This window comes from Komarekiella delphini-convector SJRDD-AB1, assembly GCF_014831675.1.
Classification (GTDB): domain Bacteria; phylum Cyanobacteriota; class Cyanobacteriia; order Cyanobacteriales; family Nostocaceae; genus Komarekiella.
Window position 1 is genome coordinate 26344 of sequence record NZ_VJXY01000045.1, and the last position, 16057, is coordinate 42400.

The 16057-nt window shown below is 43.1% G+C and carries 11 protein-coding genes and 1 pseudogene; 8 read left to right on the plus strand and 4 right to left on the minus strand.

Translation table 11 applies throughout. The features are described from left to right. Window positions 1–10 precede the first annotated feature (10 nt). Together FNW02_RS28685 and FNW02_RS28690 are read right to left on the minus strand one after the other, a co-directional pair. Window positions 11–277: a type II toxin-antitoxin system Phd/YefM family antitoxin gene (locus FNW02_RS28685; RefSeq protein ID WP_225225963.1), complete on the minus strand. Its 267-nt coding sequence runs from the start codon at window positions 275–277 to the stop codon at window positions 11–13. A gap of 8 nt (window positions 278–285) precedes the next feature. Further along, window positions 286–570 carry a hypothetical protein gene (locus FNW02_RS28690; protein ID WP_191760869.1) on the minus strand — a complete coding sequence of 95 codons (285 nt, stop codon included), beginning with the start codon at window positions 568–570 and terminating at the stop codon, window positions 286–288. A 495-nt stretch (window positions 571–1065) separates the two neighbouring features. Here FNW02_RS28690 and FNW02_RS28695 point away from each other — a divergent pair, with 495 nt between their 5' ends. The 5 genes and pseudogenes from FNW02_RS28695 to FNW02_RS28715 all read left to right on the plus strand — a co-directional run bounded on the left by FNW02_RS28695 (window position 1066) and on the right by FNW02_RS28715 (window position 10555). Continuing rightward, window positions 1066–2463 (plus strand): 3' terminal RNA ribose 2'-O-methyltransferase Hen1, encoded by a 1398-nt coding sequence (locus FNW02_RS28695; RefSeq protein WP_191760870.1) that lies wholly within the window; start codon window positions 1066–1068, stop codon window positions 2461–2463. Window positions 2464–2640: 177 nt separating this feature from the next. Continuing rightward, window positions 2641–5277: pseudogene (locus FNW02_RS28700) on the plus strand (polynucleotide kinase-phosphatase). Between the two features lie 145 nt (window positions 5278–5422). Beyond that, window positions 5423–6715 carry a recombinase family protein gene (locus FNW02_RS28705; RefSeq protein ID WP_191760871.1) on the plus strand — a complete coding sequence of 431 codons (1293 nt, stop codon included), beginning with the start codon at window positions 5423–5425 and terminating at the stop codon, window positions 6713–6715. 685 nt (window positions 6716–7400) lie between these two features. Continuing rightward, entirely contained in the window at window positions 7401–9020 is a 1620-nt protein-coding gene (locus FNW02_RS28710; protein WP_191760872.1) for an ArnT family glycosyltransferase, read from the plus strand. Between the two features lie 518 nt (window positions 9021–9538). Next, window positions 9539–10555 carry a hypothetical protein gene (locus FNW02_RS28715; RefSeq protein WP_191760873.1) on the plus strand — a complete coding sequence of 339 codons (1017 nt, stop codon included), beginning with the start codon at window positions 9539–9541 and terminating at the stop codon, window positions 10553–10555. A 253-nt stretch (window positions 10556–10808) separates the two neighbouring features. Here the strand turns inward: FNW02_RS28715 and FNW02_RS28720 are convergent, their stop codons facing one another. Continuing rightward, window positions 10809–11192, minus strand: a complete 384-nt coding sequence (locus FNW02_RS28720; protein ID WP_191760874.1) for a hypothetical protein — start codon at window positions 11190–11192, stop codon at window positions 10809–10811. A gap of 478 nt (window positions 11193–11670) precedes the next feature. Here FNW02_RS28720 and FNW02_RS28725 point away from each other — a divergent pair, with 478 nt between their 5' ends. Continuing rightward, the gene (locus tag FNW02_RS28725) at window positions 11671–13653 is read left to right on the plus strand and encodes a chloride channel protein (protein WP_225225964.1); all 1983 of its coding nucleotides are present in this window, start codon (window positions 11671–11673) and stop codon (window positions 13651–13653) included. Window positions 13654–13688: 35 nt separating this feature from the next. Here FNW02_RS28725 and FNW02_RS28730 read toward each other — a convergent pair whose 3' ends face one another. Next, a complete protein-coding gene (locus FNW02_RS28730; protein ID WP_162394991.1) occupies window positions 13689–14102 on the minus strand; it encodes an AbrB family transcriptional regulator in 414 nt (137 codons plus the stop codon). Window positions 14103–14503: 401 nt separating this feature from the next. Here FNW02_RS28730 and FNW02_RS28735 point away from each other — a divergent pair, with 401 nt between their 5' ends. Both FNW02_RS28735 and cbiB read left to right on the plus strand, forming a co-directional pair. Next, window positions 14504–14947, plus strand: a complete 444-nt coding sequence (locus FNW02_RS28735; protein WP_162394992.1) for an Rrf2 family transcriptional regulator — start codon at window positions 14504–14506, stop codon at window positions 14945–14947. Window positions 14948–15021: 74 nt separating this feature from the next. Next, window positions 15022–15981: an adenosylcobinamide-phosphate synthase CbiB gene (gene cbiB, locus FNW02_RS28740; protein ID WP_191760875.1), complete on the plus strand. Its 960-nt coding sequence runs from the start codon at window positions 15022–15024 to the stop codon at window positions 15979–15981. Window positions 15982–16057 lie beyond the last annotated feature (76 nt).

Sequence of the window (16057 nt, forward strand, 5' to 3'; positions counted from 1 at the left end):
TTACCATCAGCTAGGTGTAGATATCTTCTTCCTGGTCTTTAAGAAAATCAAACACTGAATTTTTCATTGCTGCTCTTAGTAATTCATATTCTTCTAATTCTGCCTTTTTAAGCAGGATGGCCTCCAGCGCTTCTAGTCGCTGCAAATCATCGTAGGTAATAATTGCCGCTGTTGCTTTACCTTGCTGTTCAATAACGATACGTTCTCCACTTTCTGTAACTCTGTTAATCAGTTGCGGGAAATTATTATGATCTGCGCTTATATTTACTGTTGTCATATCCAACCCTATGTTAATAACGATTCTCTCAGTGTTAGGCATTCTCTATATCGCCAAGAAGCTCGTCTTCTGTTATTTTCATAAGAGGCGATCGCTTCTTGTTTTCTTCCCAAATTAGACAGCGCAATGCCCTGGCTATAACAAGCAATACTACACTGGCGATGTCGCCATCTCAACCACCATAAGAAACCTGTAATTACAGGTATCATTGCAGCTAGACCATCAGTAATAAGGTTGTTAATAAAGTCCTTGTGGTCTTGATAGAATTTCAGAATTGTCTGTAAATCCAACACGGGGTTGATTGATTGAGGAGATGAATACGCCGCAGGGCTTTTATGGATTATATCAATTGATACCTCAATGGCTTGTAAAGGTAGGGGAGTAGAGGGGCAGGGGGAGCAGGGGAGCAGGGGGCAAGAAGAAAGTTTGTAGACAAGCCTTAGAACTCCGTTGACGAGTCTTTGATATTCGTAGACAAGCCTTTGATATTCGTAGACAAGTCTTTGATATTCGTAGACAAGCCTTTGATATTCGTAGACAAGCCTTTGATATTCGTGGACGAATCTTTGATATTCGCGGACGAGTCTTTGATATTCGCGGACGAGTCTTTTATACTCTCGTCTCTCGTTCTCTGGAAGAAATTGAGAGTTATGAAATTAGCGCACGGGGGGACTGCTGAACAGTTCTGAGTGTTGAGTGAAAGCAAACAGGGTAATATTTTCCGTAATCGCTTATCCTTGAGCAGTATTTACTACTTCTTCCCTTATCCTTAACCTTTGCACAAGTGAATGCTGCTAACGATCGCAACGACACACTTCCCAGCAACAGAGTTAGGCTATTTGTTGCATAAACACCCTGACCGCTGTCAGTCTTTTTCTCTTTCTTTTGGACAGGCGTACGTCTTTTACCCGGAAGCTAACGCACAGCAATGTACGGTAGCGTTGCTGTTGGATGTTGACCCTGTGAAATTGGTGCGGGGACGCAGTGCTAGGCTGGAACAATATGTAAATGATCGCCCTTATGTTGCTTCTTCATTTTTAAGTGTAGCGATCGCTCAGGTGTTTAGCACAGCTTTAGGAGGTCGCTGCAAAGACCGTCCAGAATTGGTACAAACTTCTATTCCTTTAACAGCGAAACTTTCAGTTTTACCCTGTCGCGGTGGTGAAAGTTTCCTGCGAGAACTGTTTGAGCCGTTGGGTTACAGTGTGAGTGCCCAAGGTCACACTTTAAATGAGGAATTCCCTGAATGGGGTCAGAGCCAATACTTTAGCGTCGAACTTCAGCACACTTTGCTCTTAAGCGATTTGTTAAGCCACCTCTACGTTTTGATTCCAGTATTGGATGACGATAAACATTATTGGGTAGGCGATGAGGAAATCGAAAAGTTACTGCGTCATGGCGAAGGTTGGTTAACTGCACATCCAGCGCGAGAACAAATTACCAAGCGTTACCTCAAACGACAACAACGCCTAACTCGTCTGGCTTTAGCCCAATTAGCAGAGGAAGACAATCTTGATCCTGATAGTGTTGAAGAAAGCCACGCTGAGGAAGAAGCAGCAGTAGAAAAGCCCATTAGCTTGAATCAACAGCGGATGAATGCGGTAATTGCTGCTCTCAAGCAAAGCGGTGCAAAGCGGGTGATTGATTTAGGTTGCGGTCAAGGTACTCTATTAAAAAACCTGCTTAAAGACGGCTCATTCGAGCAAATTACAGGTGTCGATGTTTCCTACAGAGCGCTAGAGGTTGCTAAAGAAAGATTAGACCGCCTGCGTCTTCCCCGCAATCAATGGGAACGTCTGCAATTAATCCAGGGCGCACTCACTTATCAAGATAAACGCCTTGGTGGTTACGATGCTGCAACGGTAATTGAGGTAATTGAGCATCTCGATTTGCCGCGTCTGGGGGCATTTGAGCGAGTCTTGTTTGAGTTCACCCAACCTAAAACGGTGGTAGTGACAACGCCTAATATTGAGTACAACATCAAATTTGAGAACCTCCCCGCAGGGAAACTGCGACATAAAGACCACCGCTTTGAATGGACGCGGGCAGAGTTTCAAGCTTGGGCAAATCGCATAGCAGAAAGCTTTGGCTACATTGTGCAATTTCAACCCGTAGGCACGGAAGACCCAGAAATAGGTTCACCCACGCAGATGGCAGTGTTTAGCCGTAATATCATGTCCGGTTAATCAGCTGAATAAAAATGTTCGTTTGTAGTTAGGACTTTAGTCCTGGCTTTGGGGACTGAAGTCCCCACTACAAGCAGCTTATTATCAATAATCTGGCGAACATCATAATAATTACTAATTTCATCCTATTTCTTCCTTTGCGTCCTTGGCGTCCTTAGCGGTTCGTTAAAAAAAATTATGAAAATAACTATTCCCGAACTTTCCCTAATTATCCTCATCGGTGCTTCCGGTTCCGGTAAATCGACCTTTGCCCGTAAACACTTTCAACCCTTTGAAGTCTTATCCTCAGACTTTTGTCGCGGGTTAGTTTGCAATAACGAAAATAGCTAATCTGCTACCAAAGACGCCTTTGAGGTGCTACACTTCATTACTACCAAGCGGCTAGCAGCAGCTAAACTGACTGTAATTGATGCTACCAACGTGCAGATGGAAGACCGGAAAATTCTGCTGCAAATGGCACGACAATATCATTGCTTTGCGATCGCGATCGTTCTCGACCTACCAGAAGAATTATGTCATGAACGCAACCAACAACGGAGCGATCGCCAGTTTGGCCCCCACGTTGTGCGGCGTCATAGCCAAATGTTACGGCGTTCTCTGCGTGGTTTAGAAAAAGAAGGCTTCCGCTATGTCTACACTCTCAATTCTTTAGCAGAAATTGAATCTGTTGAAATTGAACGCCAACCCCTCTGGAACAACCTCAAACACGAACACGGCCCCTTTGACATCATCGGCGACATTCATGGCTGTTGCGATGAACTCGAAGCATTACTCCAACAATTAGGCTACCAAATCTCTTTATCTCCCCCTGCCTCCCCTGCCTCCCCTGCCTCCCCTGCCTCCCCTGCCTCCCCTGCCTCCCCTGCCTCCCCTGCTCCCCTCTGGGATACTCCCACTTATTACCATCCTCAAGGGCGCAAAGTTGTTTTTCTGGGTGATTTAGTAGACCGTGGCCCGCGCATCTTAGATACAGTCAAGCTGGTGCGAAACATGGTTACTGCTGGTACGGCTATCTGCGTTCCTGGTAATCATGAAAATAAGCTGTTGCGGAAACTACGAGGTAAAAATGTCCGAGTCAATCATGGATTAGAGCAAACCCTAGCTGAGATTGAGGCGTTACCAGATGAAGTGCGTGAACCTTTCACCAAAGAACTGCAAAAATTTCTGGATTCTTTAATCAGTCACTACCTCCTAGATGACGGGCGGTTAGTAGTAGCTCACGCGGGGATGAAACAGGAAATGCAGGGACGGGGATCTGGTGCGGTGCGCGAATTTGCCTTGTATGGCGAATCCACTGGCGAGATTGATGAATTTGGCTTACCCGTCCGCCATAACTGGGCGGGAGAATATCGCGGTGAAGCGATGGTAGTCTACGGGCACACTCCTGTACCAGAAGCAGAATGGCTAAATAATACTATTGATATTGATACAGGCTGCGTCTTTGGCGGCAAACTCACCGCTCTGCGCTATCCAGAAAAGGAATTGGTGAGCATTCCGGCTGGCCGTGTATACTGCGAACCTGTGAAACCTTTTATACAGAATACAGTAACCCGGACATCCCAACAGGAACTTGATGATGTCCTGCACATTGAGGACGTATTGGGTAAGCGCCTGATCAACACGCGACTTAAGCCCAACATTACCATTCGAGAAGAAAATGCGATCGCAGCTTTAGAGGTAATGAGCCGTTTTGCCGCTAATCCTAAATGGCTGATTTACCTACCCCCCACTATGTCCCCTGTGGAAACATCCTCAACACTGGGATATTTGGAACACCCAGCACAAGCCTTTGCCTACTACCACCGGGAAATTAACGAAGTAGTTTGCGAAGAAAAACACATGGGTTCGCGGGCAGTGGTGGTTGTTTGCCGAGATTTAGCCGCTGCCGAGAAACGTTTTGATGTGGTGGATGAAGGTATCGGCATCTGCTACACCCGTACAGGAAGGCGTTTCTTTGATGATCCAGCGTTGGAGACGGAACTATTGACGCGGGTGAATGCTGCCCTTTCCCAAAGTGGTTTTTGGGAAGAATTTAATACCGATTGGGTGTGTCTAGACTGTGAATTGATGCCTTGGTCAGCTAAAGCACAGGGACTACTGCGAGAACAGTATGCACCTGTGGGAGTGGCGTCCCGCCTTGCTCTTAATGATGCTGTTAGCTTATTGCAACAAGCAAGCGATCGCAACGTTGAAGTTAGTACTCAACTCAGCCACTACCAGCAACGTGCAGAGATGGCACATCAGTACATCACCGCCTACCGCCGCTACTGCTGGTCTGTCACTAATATTTCTAATCTAAAGCTCGCACCCTTCCACATCCTAGCAACAGAGGGAGCAGCTCACATCGACAAAGACCATCGCTGGCACATGGAGCAAATTGCCAAAATCTGCCAATCAGACCCCGCCCTGCTCTTAGAAACTGCCTATAAAGTGATAGATTTGAGCGACCCCAGCAGTCAGGCGGAGGGGGTTAATTGGTGGGAAGAACTCACTGCTGCCGGTGGTGAAGGTATGGTTGTCAAGCCGATGCAATTCATTGTCCAAGGTAATCGCGGCATTGTGCAGCCTGCGGTGAAGTGTCGCGGACGAGAATATCTGCGGATTATCTACGGTGTGGAATACTCAGCGCCGGAGAATTTGCAACGTTTACGGCAACGTGGATTATCTCTCAAGCGTTCTCTGGCTATGCGGGAGTTTGCTCTGGGTGTTGAGGCTTTGGAGCGATTTGTCTCTCATACTCCGCTGCGCCGCGTGCATGAATGTGTTTTCGGGATTTTGGCATTGGAGAGCGAACCTGTTGATCCGCGACTTTAGTTTTTCATTATGGGGTATTGCTGAATATAAATAGGACTTACGCTGGTGTTTTCTGTGGAATGACGTTTCCATTACTGTTTGAAGTGTATAAACCCCGTGAAAGATTAAAGCCAGGAGATAAATATCTTACCATAACTAATGACTAATGAAAATCATTGCCTACACTTACACAGATCCTTTACTAGAATCTTCTTCCGATGAAGTTAATTGGGGCTGGGAGGTGGATTGTGTTTATCAAGATTTGGGCAATAGATCGCAATTACAGCAATTATTCACGGACTGCCAAAGTGAACCAGTAGATTACCTCCTGATCCGTCGCTTGGAGGAATTGGGGGATACTGTAGATGAAGTGAGCGATCGCTTGAATGAACTTGAAGCGATGTGCGTCATAATAATTGCCATTGAACAACCATACACATCTGAAAACTCGGATATCCGTAGCGAATTGTTGAATTTGCTACACGAAGTTCAGCGTCAACAACGCAGTCGTCGTATCCGCCAAGGACACGCCCGCAGTCGTCTTGATGCTGCACCCCCACCTGGTAAAGTTCCCTACGGCTACCGCAGAGGCAAAGGAAAGTATACTATTGACCGCAGTACTTCGCCAGTGGTCAAAGATTTTTTTGAACACTTTTTACTGTATGGTTCTCTGCGAGGTTCAGTCCGTTATCTAGCGAAAAAATATGGCAAGAAAATTTCTGTAACTACTGGGCGGCGTTGGCTGACGAATCCAGTCTATCGGGGCGATACAGCCTATCACAATGGTGAAATTCTCTCCAATACCCATGTTCCGATAATTTCTAAGGAAGAAGCTGCCCAAATTGACCGACTTTTGCGCCGTAACAGCCGTTTACCATCTCGCACTGCTAGTGCGCCACGTTCTCTAGCTGGGTTGGTTATCTGTGATGAGTGTCAGTCACATTTGGTAGTTACTAGCGTCACTCAACGAAACCAAGACAAAGAGTATCTTTATTTACGTTCAATTAGCTGTCCCAAACATCCCAAGTGTCGTGCCATTCCTTACCAGGAAGTTTTGGAACACACAATTGAAACGGTTTGCCGTGACTTACCGTTAGCAGTGGCAGGAATAAATTTTCCCCAACTGGATGCAGTCAAGAATAGTTTAAGTGAAGCGATCGCCCGTCAGCAAGAAATTCTTGCTCAGTTACCCACTTTAATCGAAACTGGAATTTTAGATACTGAAACAGCAAAGTTAAGGGCTTACAAACTCCGCACAGAAATTTCTGCAATGCAAGCTAAGCTGGCAACTCTCCCACCTGTAAACTTACGTTCTGTCGCTCAAGCTGTTTCTATCCCACAATTTTGGTTAGACCTGTCAGAAGCAGAGCGACGATTTTATTTTCGAGAATTCATCAGGCAAATTGAGATTATTCGTCAGGATAAAAATTGGTATTTGCAAGTAATCTTTATCTTTTAATGCCTAATTGGCTACTATTTTCGTAAACATCTGATAAACTTACAAATTCTGCTATTTATTCAACAATTACTATATTTTCGTTAATCTTGGCTACTTAAATTTTTCTACTCGTGATTTATTTAACTTTTGCGTTACCGTCGGTATTTGTATTTTTCCCTAAAAGCTGTAGCAAAATGTTTAACTAAACTGTAATAGAAAATACTGGAGCTGTTATCATCAAAAATATTTTTATTTTCCTTGAATGCGATGCATAAGCTGACTTGCAGAATAATTCATATAATTAAATCCAGTAAAAATTTGATGTGGAGACGTTGCATTGCAACGTCTCCACAGAGTAATGTAACGTCTGTACAGAGCAATGTAACGTTTATACAGAGGTTATCGTTTAATTAAGCTTGGCATCATATTTAGAATAAAATGTATGTTAAGTTACGGACTAATTAACAGGTGAAAAAATATTGTTTATTTGTATTATTTTTATCAGATAACTGCCAAAAAGCTTGTTATATAACTGGAAAAATAACTAAGATAAATTTCTCAAAAAATTAGCACCAATTAGAAAAAACTGAGTTAACCTTAGAAACTAGCAATTGTTAAGAACACAGGTTTTTATTGGGTAGCAACATAGGAGATTCGTTCTAGTCTCTTGTAATCAAACCAGCAAGCAAAATGATTATCATAGAATATGCAAGAAGGAAGCTTTGTTTGGGGTCATCTAGAGAGACAACATCGCACGGTTGATAAATGGATTGATTGGGTATGGCTGGTAGTACTGCTTTTAGCGGCAGTGTTGCTATTTAGCATCAATCTTGGAGGATTACCGCTGCGAGATTGGGATGAAGGCACTGTGGCACAGGTTGCTCGTGAAATTTGGCGTGCTCCAGAAGGCTCAATGCGTTGGCTTTACCCAACCCTAGGAGGCGAACCATATCATAACAAGCCGCCCCTGATGCATTTGCTAATTGCTTGGGCTTATTCTCTAGGAGGCATGAATGAAGGGACAACACGCTTACCAGGAGCAATTTTAACAGCTATATCAGTACCTTTACTGTACTGTATTGGTCGAGAGATATTTCGCCAACGCTGGGCTGCTATTTATAGCGCCTTGATTTACCTAACAATGCTACCCGTTGTGCGTCATGGGCGTTTGGCAATGTTAGATGGGGCAGTGGTAAGTTTTTTGATGTTGATGATGTTGTGTGTATTACGATCGCGCCGGGATTTACGTTATTGCCTTGGTGTTGGCGTCAGTTTCGGGTTAATTTGCCTAACTCAAGGACTGTTAGGCGTATTGCTAGGCGCGATCGCGATCGTATTTTTGTTTTGGGACACACCACGACTACTTACCAGTTACTATTTTTGGCTAGCAATCTTCATCGGCATTCTGCCTGTGGCCTCTTGGTACAGCGCCCAACTGATCCATTATGGTTACACTTTTGTCGAAGACGGTATTGTAAATCAATCTCTAAATAGAATTGGCACAGTCATCGAGAAGAATCCTCAGCCACCCTGGTACTATGTCATCGAACTTCTGAAATGGACATGGCCCTGGCTAGTGTTTTTACCGCAAACTGTACGTTTAACCTGGGAAAATCGCAACCTGAGCTGGGCAAAACTCGTACTAGTGTGGAGTGGTGTTTATCTGCTGGCAATTTCTTTCATGAGTACCAAATTTGCCTGGTACATATTCCCGATTTACCCTAGCTTAGCCTTAGCTTTTGGTATCCAATTAACAGAGACGGAAAATTCTCCTTTACTGTCATCCTACCCCCGGACTTGGGTCGCTGGTTTAGCAATACTTGCTGTGGCTGCTTCTGCTGGTAGCATGTATTTCAGTTGGGGTACAGCACCAAAAACCGACTTACAGTTGATTTTTGCAGCAATAGCTTTAACTATGACCTTAGCAGCGATTTTGGCAGAGCGAGGTGATGGACAATTTCTGAAGATTTTGTTTTGGGGAAGCTATATTTCGCTACTGCTGTTGATGAAATCAAACTACTGGGTTTGGGAATTAAGTAAAGCCTATCCAGTTAAACCAGTCGCCGCCATGATAGTGCAGGCAAATCCAGCTGTGAAGAAGATTTACACATCTTTTCCCTATCATCGTCCCTCGTTGGATTTTTATAGCGATCGCACCATCATTCCCGCCTCTCCAGGTGAACTGAAATATTATTGGCACTACAGCGGACAACCCTACTTCCTGCTAAATGCATCTACTGCAAACAATCTCCAACTAGAGTCAATGAAGCTAATTGACCAAGCTGAAGGTTGGAAACTAGTTACAAAAGATACTAATCGACTGTAGAAAGTCTTGCCTAAATTTAAGCATTGTTTTGGCAATACCTTTTGGGTAAGGGGGAAAGGCTGGAATTTACCCCTTAACCTTTAACCCCTTCGGGGTGATGCCTACGGCACGCAATCATGCGAACGCCAGTCGCTCATGGGGAGCCAGCACGTTGCGGAGGTTCTCTCTGTTGTAGTTGACTGGCGTCGGCTCTGCCGACTTGTAGGAAGTGGCGTGGAAACCCCCTTGGCGCAGCCTCAAAGTAGAGAAGACCGCGCTGGCTCCCCTTCAAAAGGGGGGAATTTATAAAGCCCCCTTTTTAAGGGGGTTGGGGGATCTAAGTGCATAAGTTCTGATTAGATGTTTTGGTAGCGATCGCCTTTCTTCAGAAAGTTTGATTCTTTTTCGCTAGTTTGTAAAAGCTCAAGGATTTTAGCTTGAAGAGATGATAAACCCAGTAATCTTGCGGTTTTTATCGCAGAAATGATTTCTCTATGCTGGAAAAGATTAAGAAATATTTCATTGGATAGAAAAATCAGGTGTTAATAAATTTACAAAATATTGCATCATTTTCAGAGAAACCAGAAGAACTTGTTGAAGCGGGAGCAAATCAAAAATTTTCAGAAGCGTGGGCGAAGAAGTATTTACGAAAGCTAGCTGAACAGGATGATCTGACTGAAGCCCTCAACCACAGTGAAATGGCAACTGAGATTGCAAAAACGTTAATGCAGACACTCCGAACTATAAGTCTTCAAGCGTGGGCAAGAACGGAAGCACTTCTATCTCAAGAGGTAATTCGGCATCAAATTGACCCTCAATTCATTGATCCGTGGGCAGTAACAAAAGATGCTCACCAGATTTATCAAACTGCGCTATCAGCTTATGCTCAACAAATTCCCCCATCTAAATTTTCTACATGGATTGCATCGGATTTAGGACATATTCGGCAGAAATACATAGCAGATGACCCTAGAGTCATTGGGTTTATTAGTATGCAATTCCACTACAGCGGACAAATGCTGCTCAACTTGACACCCCCATCACAGCAACCATTGCTGAGTGCTTACTTCAAAGTAATTGATGACCATCTTTACATGCCGCTTCAGCGTGCTTACCATGCAGCAGGAGAACATGCTTACAACTCGCCACCGTTAAAAGCAGTTCAGCAACTCTTGCCGTTATGCACTGAGATTGCAACCAAGATTGTAGAACGGGTAATGGAGCTATACCCTTCCTATCAATGCCATACAGGTCGTTTAAGTGACATTAATATTAAAATTTCAAGTGTCCGTGATACTGAGATGTTTCAAGTCTATCTATGGGTCTGTGTTTTGGAAAACAACATTAGTGCCATACAACAAGAACTATTTCCACTGTGTGTGATGCTGTACCCTCGATTGAAGGTACGTTGGGAATTGGTGCGGCAATTGATTCACTTGCTTGGCACTGAGATCCGCTCTCGTCTAGAACCACAACAGGCTGCTTATTTTGTTCCTTATTATGAGTCCTTGTGGGGAATGTTTTCACCCCAAGTATTCCCAGATAGTGAATTATAGATACCCTTGTGTACCGACCTTCAAATTGCATGAGACTTTTAAATAGCTAAACTCGTAGGGTGGGCATTATAATGCTCACCCTACTGTTGTCTATTTATACAAAAGAGAAACTCTATCAGAGAATACAGCAATACATATTTATCCCAAACTGTGTTCTATTTGCCTCAAACAAATAGAACACGGTGAACACAAGTATGTTTTGTTATAATAATACTGACAGTAGTGTAAGAGTTAGTTATAACAGGGTGTAAACTTATGGAGATTTTTCCCCTACTTCTTTAATTTGCTCTATGGGAGAAACTTGGCGATCGTAGCTTGTGCTTTCCTGGGTAATAGCAATCATACTAAAGAAAATGGCACTTCCAACGGCTAGAGCCACCATAGGACGCTTGAGCAAGACAAAATCTCTTATAATCCTAGCTAGGGGTCGGCTTTGACGACGTAGCGCCGAAGCAATCATCATCTGTCTCCAGGTAAATGGATCACGGACGTAATGACCGCTTTGACAAACTACTAGACGTTCCTGGCAATACGGACAGGTAAACAAGCCAATGCACGTCTTGACTGGTTTGGGCGTAGCATTTCTCTGGCAAATTGGGCAAGTAACATAATGATTATCAAAAGTGTGTGTATTCATTTACCTTGTCCGCCTAGTCCATTTATTCGCTCTATAACAATAGCTATATTGAATTCCAATCAGTATTTAGTAAATTGCTAAGTATGGTTTGATATGAGCCATAAATCACACATAAATTTGCATTCCTAATTAAGGATAGCTCAATAGTTACAACACGAGTATAGCTAGATTTAGGAAGGATGACTCCCCTTTAATGCTTATCTATCATGCATCCATTCAACTCGCAAATATTGTATTTTGTTTACAGAGAATAGAGCCGAAGCTCACTTGTATCTAGGAGAGCGATCGCTAACCCTTAACTATTAATTCTCTCCCATTTAACCGTTCTCACCACAAAAATTTTGCACAATGACACTTTTTGCTAAAGCTTTGTAAATAAAGCAAATAAAGTCTACTTGTCTGGTTGCTGAATAATGGCTCACAATGAGAAGTAACAGATAAAAATTTAAATTTTTTCTTACATTTACCCTGCCTCTCGATGACTCTCTTGCCTCCCACTGAACTGAGGAAGGTAACGGAACAACCTGCCTTTCCTACACCTTCTGCGCGTTTAGCTCAGCTAATTAACCGTTTTCAACCATCACCAGAAACCGTAGTGCTGTTTTTAGCCATGTTAATTGGTGGTGGCACTGGTATGGGTATAGTTACTTTTCACTATTTAATCCAGCTGATTCACCACCTGATGCTGGAAACTTTGATGGGCCAGATTGGTGGTTGGGGTGCTTGGACTTTAGCCTGCGTTCCGACCCTTGGCGGACTTATCGTTGGCTTGATGCGCTGGCGCACTCAAGACTTTGGGCCTGGACTTTCGTCTCTCATCGCCGCCTCCCAAGGAACAGAAATAAAGCGACCACTACGACCAGTGACGAAGATGCTAGCTGCATCTGTTTCTTTGGGAAGCGGTGCTTCTTTAGGGCCTGAGGGGCCGAGTGTAGAAATTGGTGCCAATTTTGGGATGTTATTGTCTCTAATATTACAAGTATCTCAAGAACAACGGCGATTGCTTTTAGGTGCTGGTGCTGCTGCTGGATTAGCTGCTGGATTTAATGCTCCCATTGCGGGAGTATTCTTTGCATTAGAGGTGGTAATGGGAGCTACATCCTTCGCTACTTCTGCTGTGAGTGTGGTGCTACTAGCGGCTGTGGTGGCGGCATTAATTGCTCAAATTGGTTTGGGAGCACAACCTGCTTTTGCTTTACCTGTTTACCAAGTTCGTAGTCCTTTGGAATTACCCCTTTATCTTGGCTTGGGTTTAGGGGCTAGTCTGGTTTCTTTAGCTTATACACAATCAATTCGTTTGGCAAAAGCCTGCTTTGGCGGGAAGGTTCGGGGTTTGGACTTTTTGGGACGAATTCCTCAGCCGATTCATCCAATTATTGGCGGCGTCATCGTGGGTGCAGTTGCTTTACTTTTTCCACAAATTTTGGGTGTCGGTTATGAAACTGTGGAAGCAATGCTTCAAGATGTACAGTTCTCGCTCTTATTGTTGGTTGAGCTATTGATACTAAAACTACTGATGACTGCTATTAGTGCGGGTAGTGGTTTTATTGGCGGTTTGTTTGCACCAGCGATGTTTCTGGGTGCTTCTTTTGGATCGGCTTACGCCAAAATTTTGGCTTTAGTCTTTCCGGTAATTGGTGAGCAAATGGCAGCTCCCCCAGCTTATGCAATGGTGGGAATGGCAGCAGTACTAGCTGCCAGTGTTAGAGCACCATTAACAGCAATTTTAATGCTGTTTGAATTAACTCGTGACTACCGTATTGTTTTACCGTTGATGGCAGCTGTGGGTTTGAGTGTTTGGCTAGTGGAGCGGATTAAGCCGACTTTTAATTCTAACTCTAATTTACAGCAAATTGGTCTTTCTGAGCTGAAAGATGAACAGGCAGAAATTGTGCAGCAAATTTTGGTAGAAGATGCAATGCACTCTTGTCCAAAAAAGTTATCTGCAACTTTGGGGGTGTTAGATGCAGCTGTGGAAATGACACGCGATCGCACACGGAGTGCTTTAGTAATAGATGAAGCTGATCAATTAGTTGGTATCCTTTCTCTGGAAGATATTAACCGTGCTCTTTCTGTTTGGCAAACTTACTCAACATCAACAGAAATTGAGGATAATTTATCCAGTCAAACCCTCATAGATATTTGTACCACTGAAATCCTTTATGCTTGGCAAGATGAACTCTTGTCTGAAGCTTTAGATCGCATGGCTCTTAGAGGTTTGCATCAATTACCAGTGGTAGCACGAGACAATCCTGATCGCATTTTAGGTTTACTAGAAAAAGAGCAAATTGCATTAACTTGCAATTTAGCAGTTACGCGTAAGGCGCTTCGTTACTATTTACCAGTTTTATCCACAACAGATGTAGTAAAAAGTCAAGAGTCAAGAGGAGGCAGTGCGGTTTTAGGGTCTCCCCAATTAGAGCAACTGCCGTTCAAAAGTCAAGAGTCAAAAAATCTTTGATTGTTGACTTTGGACTTTAGACTCTTAACTATTTATTAAGCTGTAGCTTCTATAGCTTCTATACCTTCTTGATCTTCTGGATCTACCTGCCTCAGACGAATATGCTTTTTCCCTAAAGTGATGAGAAACTCATCTCCTGGTTTGAGATTCATCTGTTTTGTATAAGCTGAACCTATTAGTAAGTTCCCATTCGATTGCACACTAATTCTATAGCTAGCACTGCGTCCACCACGCCCATTGGCATTGGGCGCACTGTCCAACTGAATGCCTTCAGCATCAATTAGGGCGTTTAAGAACTTCATCATATTAACGCGCTCTATACCATTTTTGGTAACGGTATAGTAGCCGCACTTCTTGGCTTTGTCTTCTTTGCTCTCGTTCTCTAGCTCTTTAACTTTTTTGAGCAGTTCTTCACCGACAAGGGGTTCAATTTTTTTCTGTTTAGGCATCAACTTAGGTTGAAAACGAATGTTTGAAGTGTTGGAATCGATTTTATTTTAGCTGACGTTAAGCTAATAAGAACAGAGTCTTTTAGTTTTTATCTCAGCCTAGCCAAGTATATTACACTCATAGACAGAATTGTTGTCTGATTACTAATATTGTTAAGACAATCTATTTTATATAATTCTGGCAATGCTGATAACTACATATAGTTTGTGAATCACTGCTAGACTATATTTGTTTAAGTTTTTTAAACTAACCCTAAAAAGGTAGTCTACTCGCTGAACATGATAATTGGAATACAGAATGATAAGCAAAACTGATCCTTAGTCAAGGCTCAAGAGTCAAAAGTCCAAGAGTTTTTGTCCATTGAGTATTGACTCTTGACTAAATAACAAAGCCTACCAAAATGAAACTAACTACCAGAGGACACTATAGTGTAAAGGCATTGCTAGATTTGAGTTTACAGCCAGAATATGGCCCTGTATCTGTCAGAGCGATCGCTAAACGTCAAGATATCCCTGCTCCCTACTTAGAAAAACTGCTAATAGAAATGCGTCGTGCTGGGTTAGTAAAATCAATTCGCGGTAGCATTGGTGGATACCAATTGGCACAACAGCCTGCACAAATATCTATAGGTCAAATTTTAGAAGCAGTCGGTGAAACTATTACCCATTTACCACATCACACACCAGCACCAGCACAAGCTGAAGATTGGGTAACATTTACCCTGTGGCAGAGGCTCAATCAAAAACTGAAAGAAGCTTTATACAGTATTACTCTGGCAGACCTTTATTACGATGCTCGCAGTTGGCAAGCTTCTCTAGGGGAAGAAGCTAGTTTTGTTGTTTAGTCAAGAGTCAAAAGTCAAAAGTCCACAGTTTAAAACTTTTTGACTTTTGACCCATGACCCATGACTCATGATCCATGACTATATTAATCATTGCCGCATTTTTAGATTACTTAATTGGTGATCCTTGGGGTTGGCCTCATCCAGTGCAATTTATGGGATGGGGAATTTCTCACTTGAGCAAATTTTCTGGGCGATTGTGTAAGAATTCTCTAACACAACGCATAGCTGGAATTGTACTAGGTGTTGTCCTAATAATTGGGAGCGGCATTTTTGGCTATTTTATAATTCAAAGTGCCAGATGGTTGCATCCGTTATTGGGAATCACTTTAGAAAGCATTCTCTTGGCTAGTTGTTTTGCTGGTAGAAGTTTGCGAACAGCAGCAATTACTGTTTTACAACCTTTAACAGCAAAACATCTAGAGGAGGCTCGTAATATCTTAAGTAATTATGTTGGACGAGATACACAAAACCTCTCAGAAGCAGAAGTTTTGCGAGCCGTTTTAGAAACAGTTACAGAAAATGCCACCGATGGGGTAATGGCTCCGCTTTTTTATGCAATTGTTGGTGTCTTTGTGCCAGGTGTGGGGCCAGTTCCTTTGGCTTTAGCATACAAAGCTAGTAGTACTTTAGATTCAATGGTGGGCTATCGAGAAGCACCTTATACTTATTTGGGATGGTTTAGTGCGCGGTTAGAAGATTATTTGACTTGGCTACCTTGCCGGCTAACAGTTATGACTTTGGCAATCTTATCAGGTAAGCCCATGCATGTTTGGCGAATTTGTCGCCGGGATGCAGTTACCGATCCTAGTCCTAATTCTGGTTGGAGTGAGTGCGCCTATGCTGCTATTTTAGGTGTGCAGATGGGAGGCACAAATTGGTATCGCGGGGTGGCTAAGCAAAAACCACTGCTAGGAGATGCAATTTATCCCATCACGCCAACTTCTATTTATGATGCTTTGCAACTGACTCGATATAGTTTTTTGCTGTGGTTAGTGGTAGCGATCGCTATATTTTTAATACTGCTAAACAGGTAATGATAAATATAGGGGATAGGAAATGGAGAATAGGGACTGGGGATTAGGAATTAAGAAAGAGTTTTCCCAATACCAA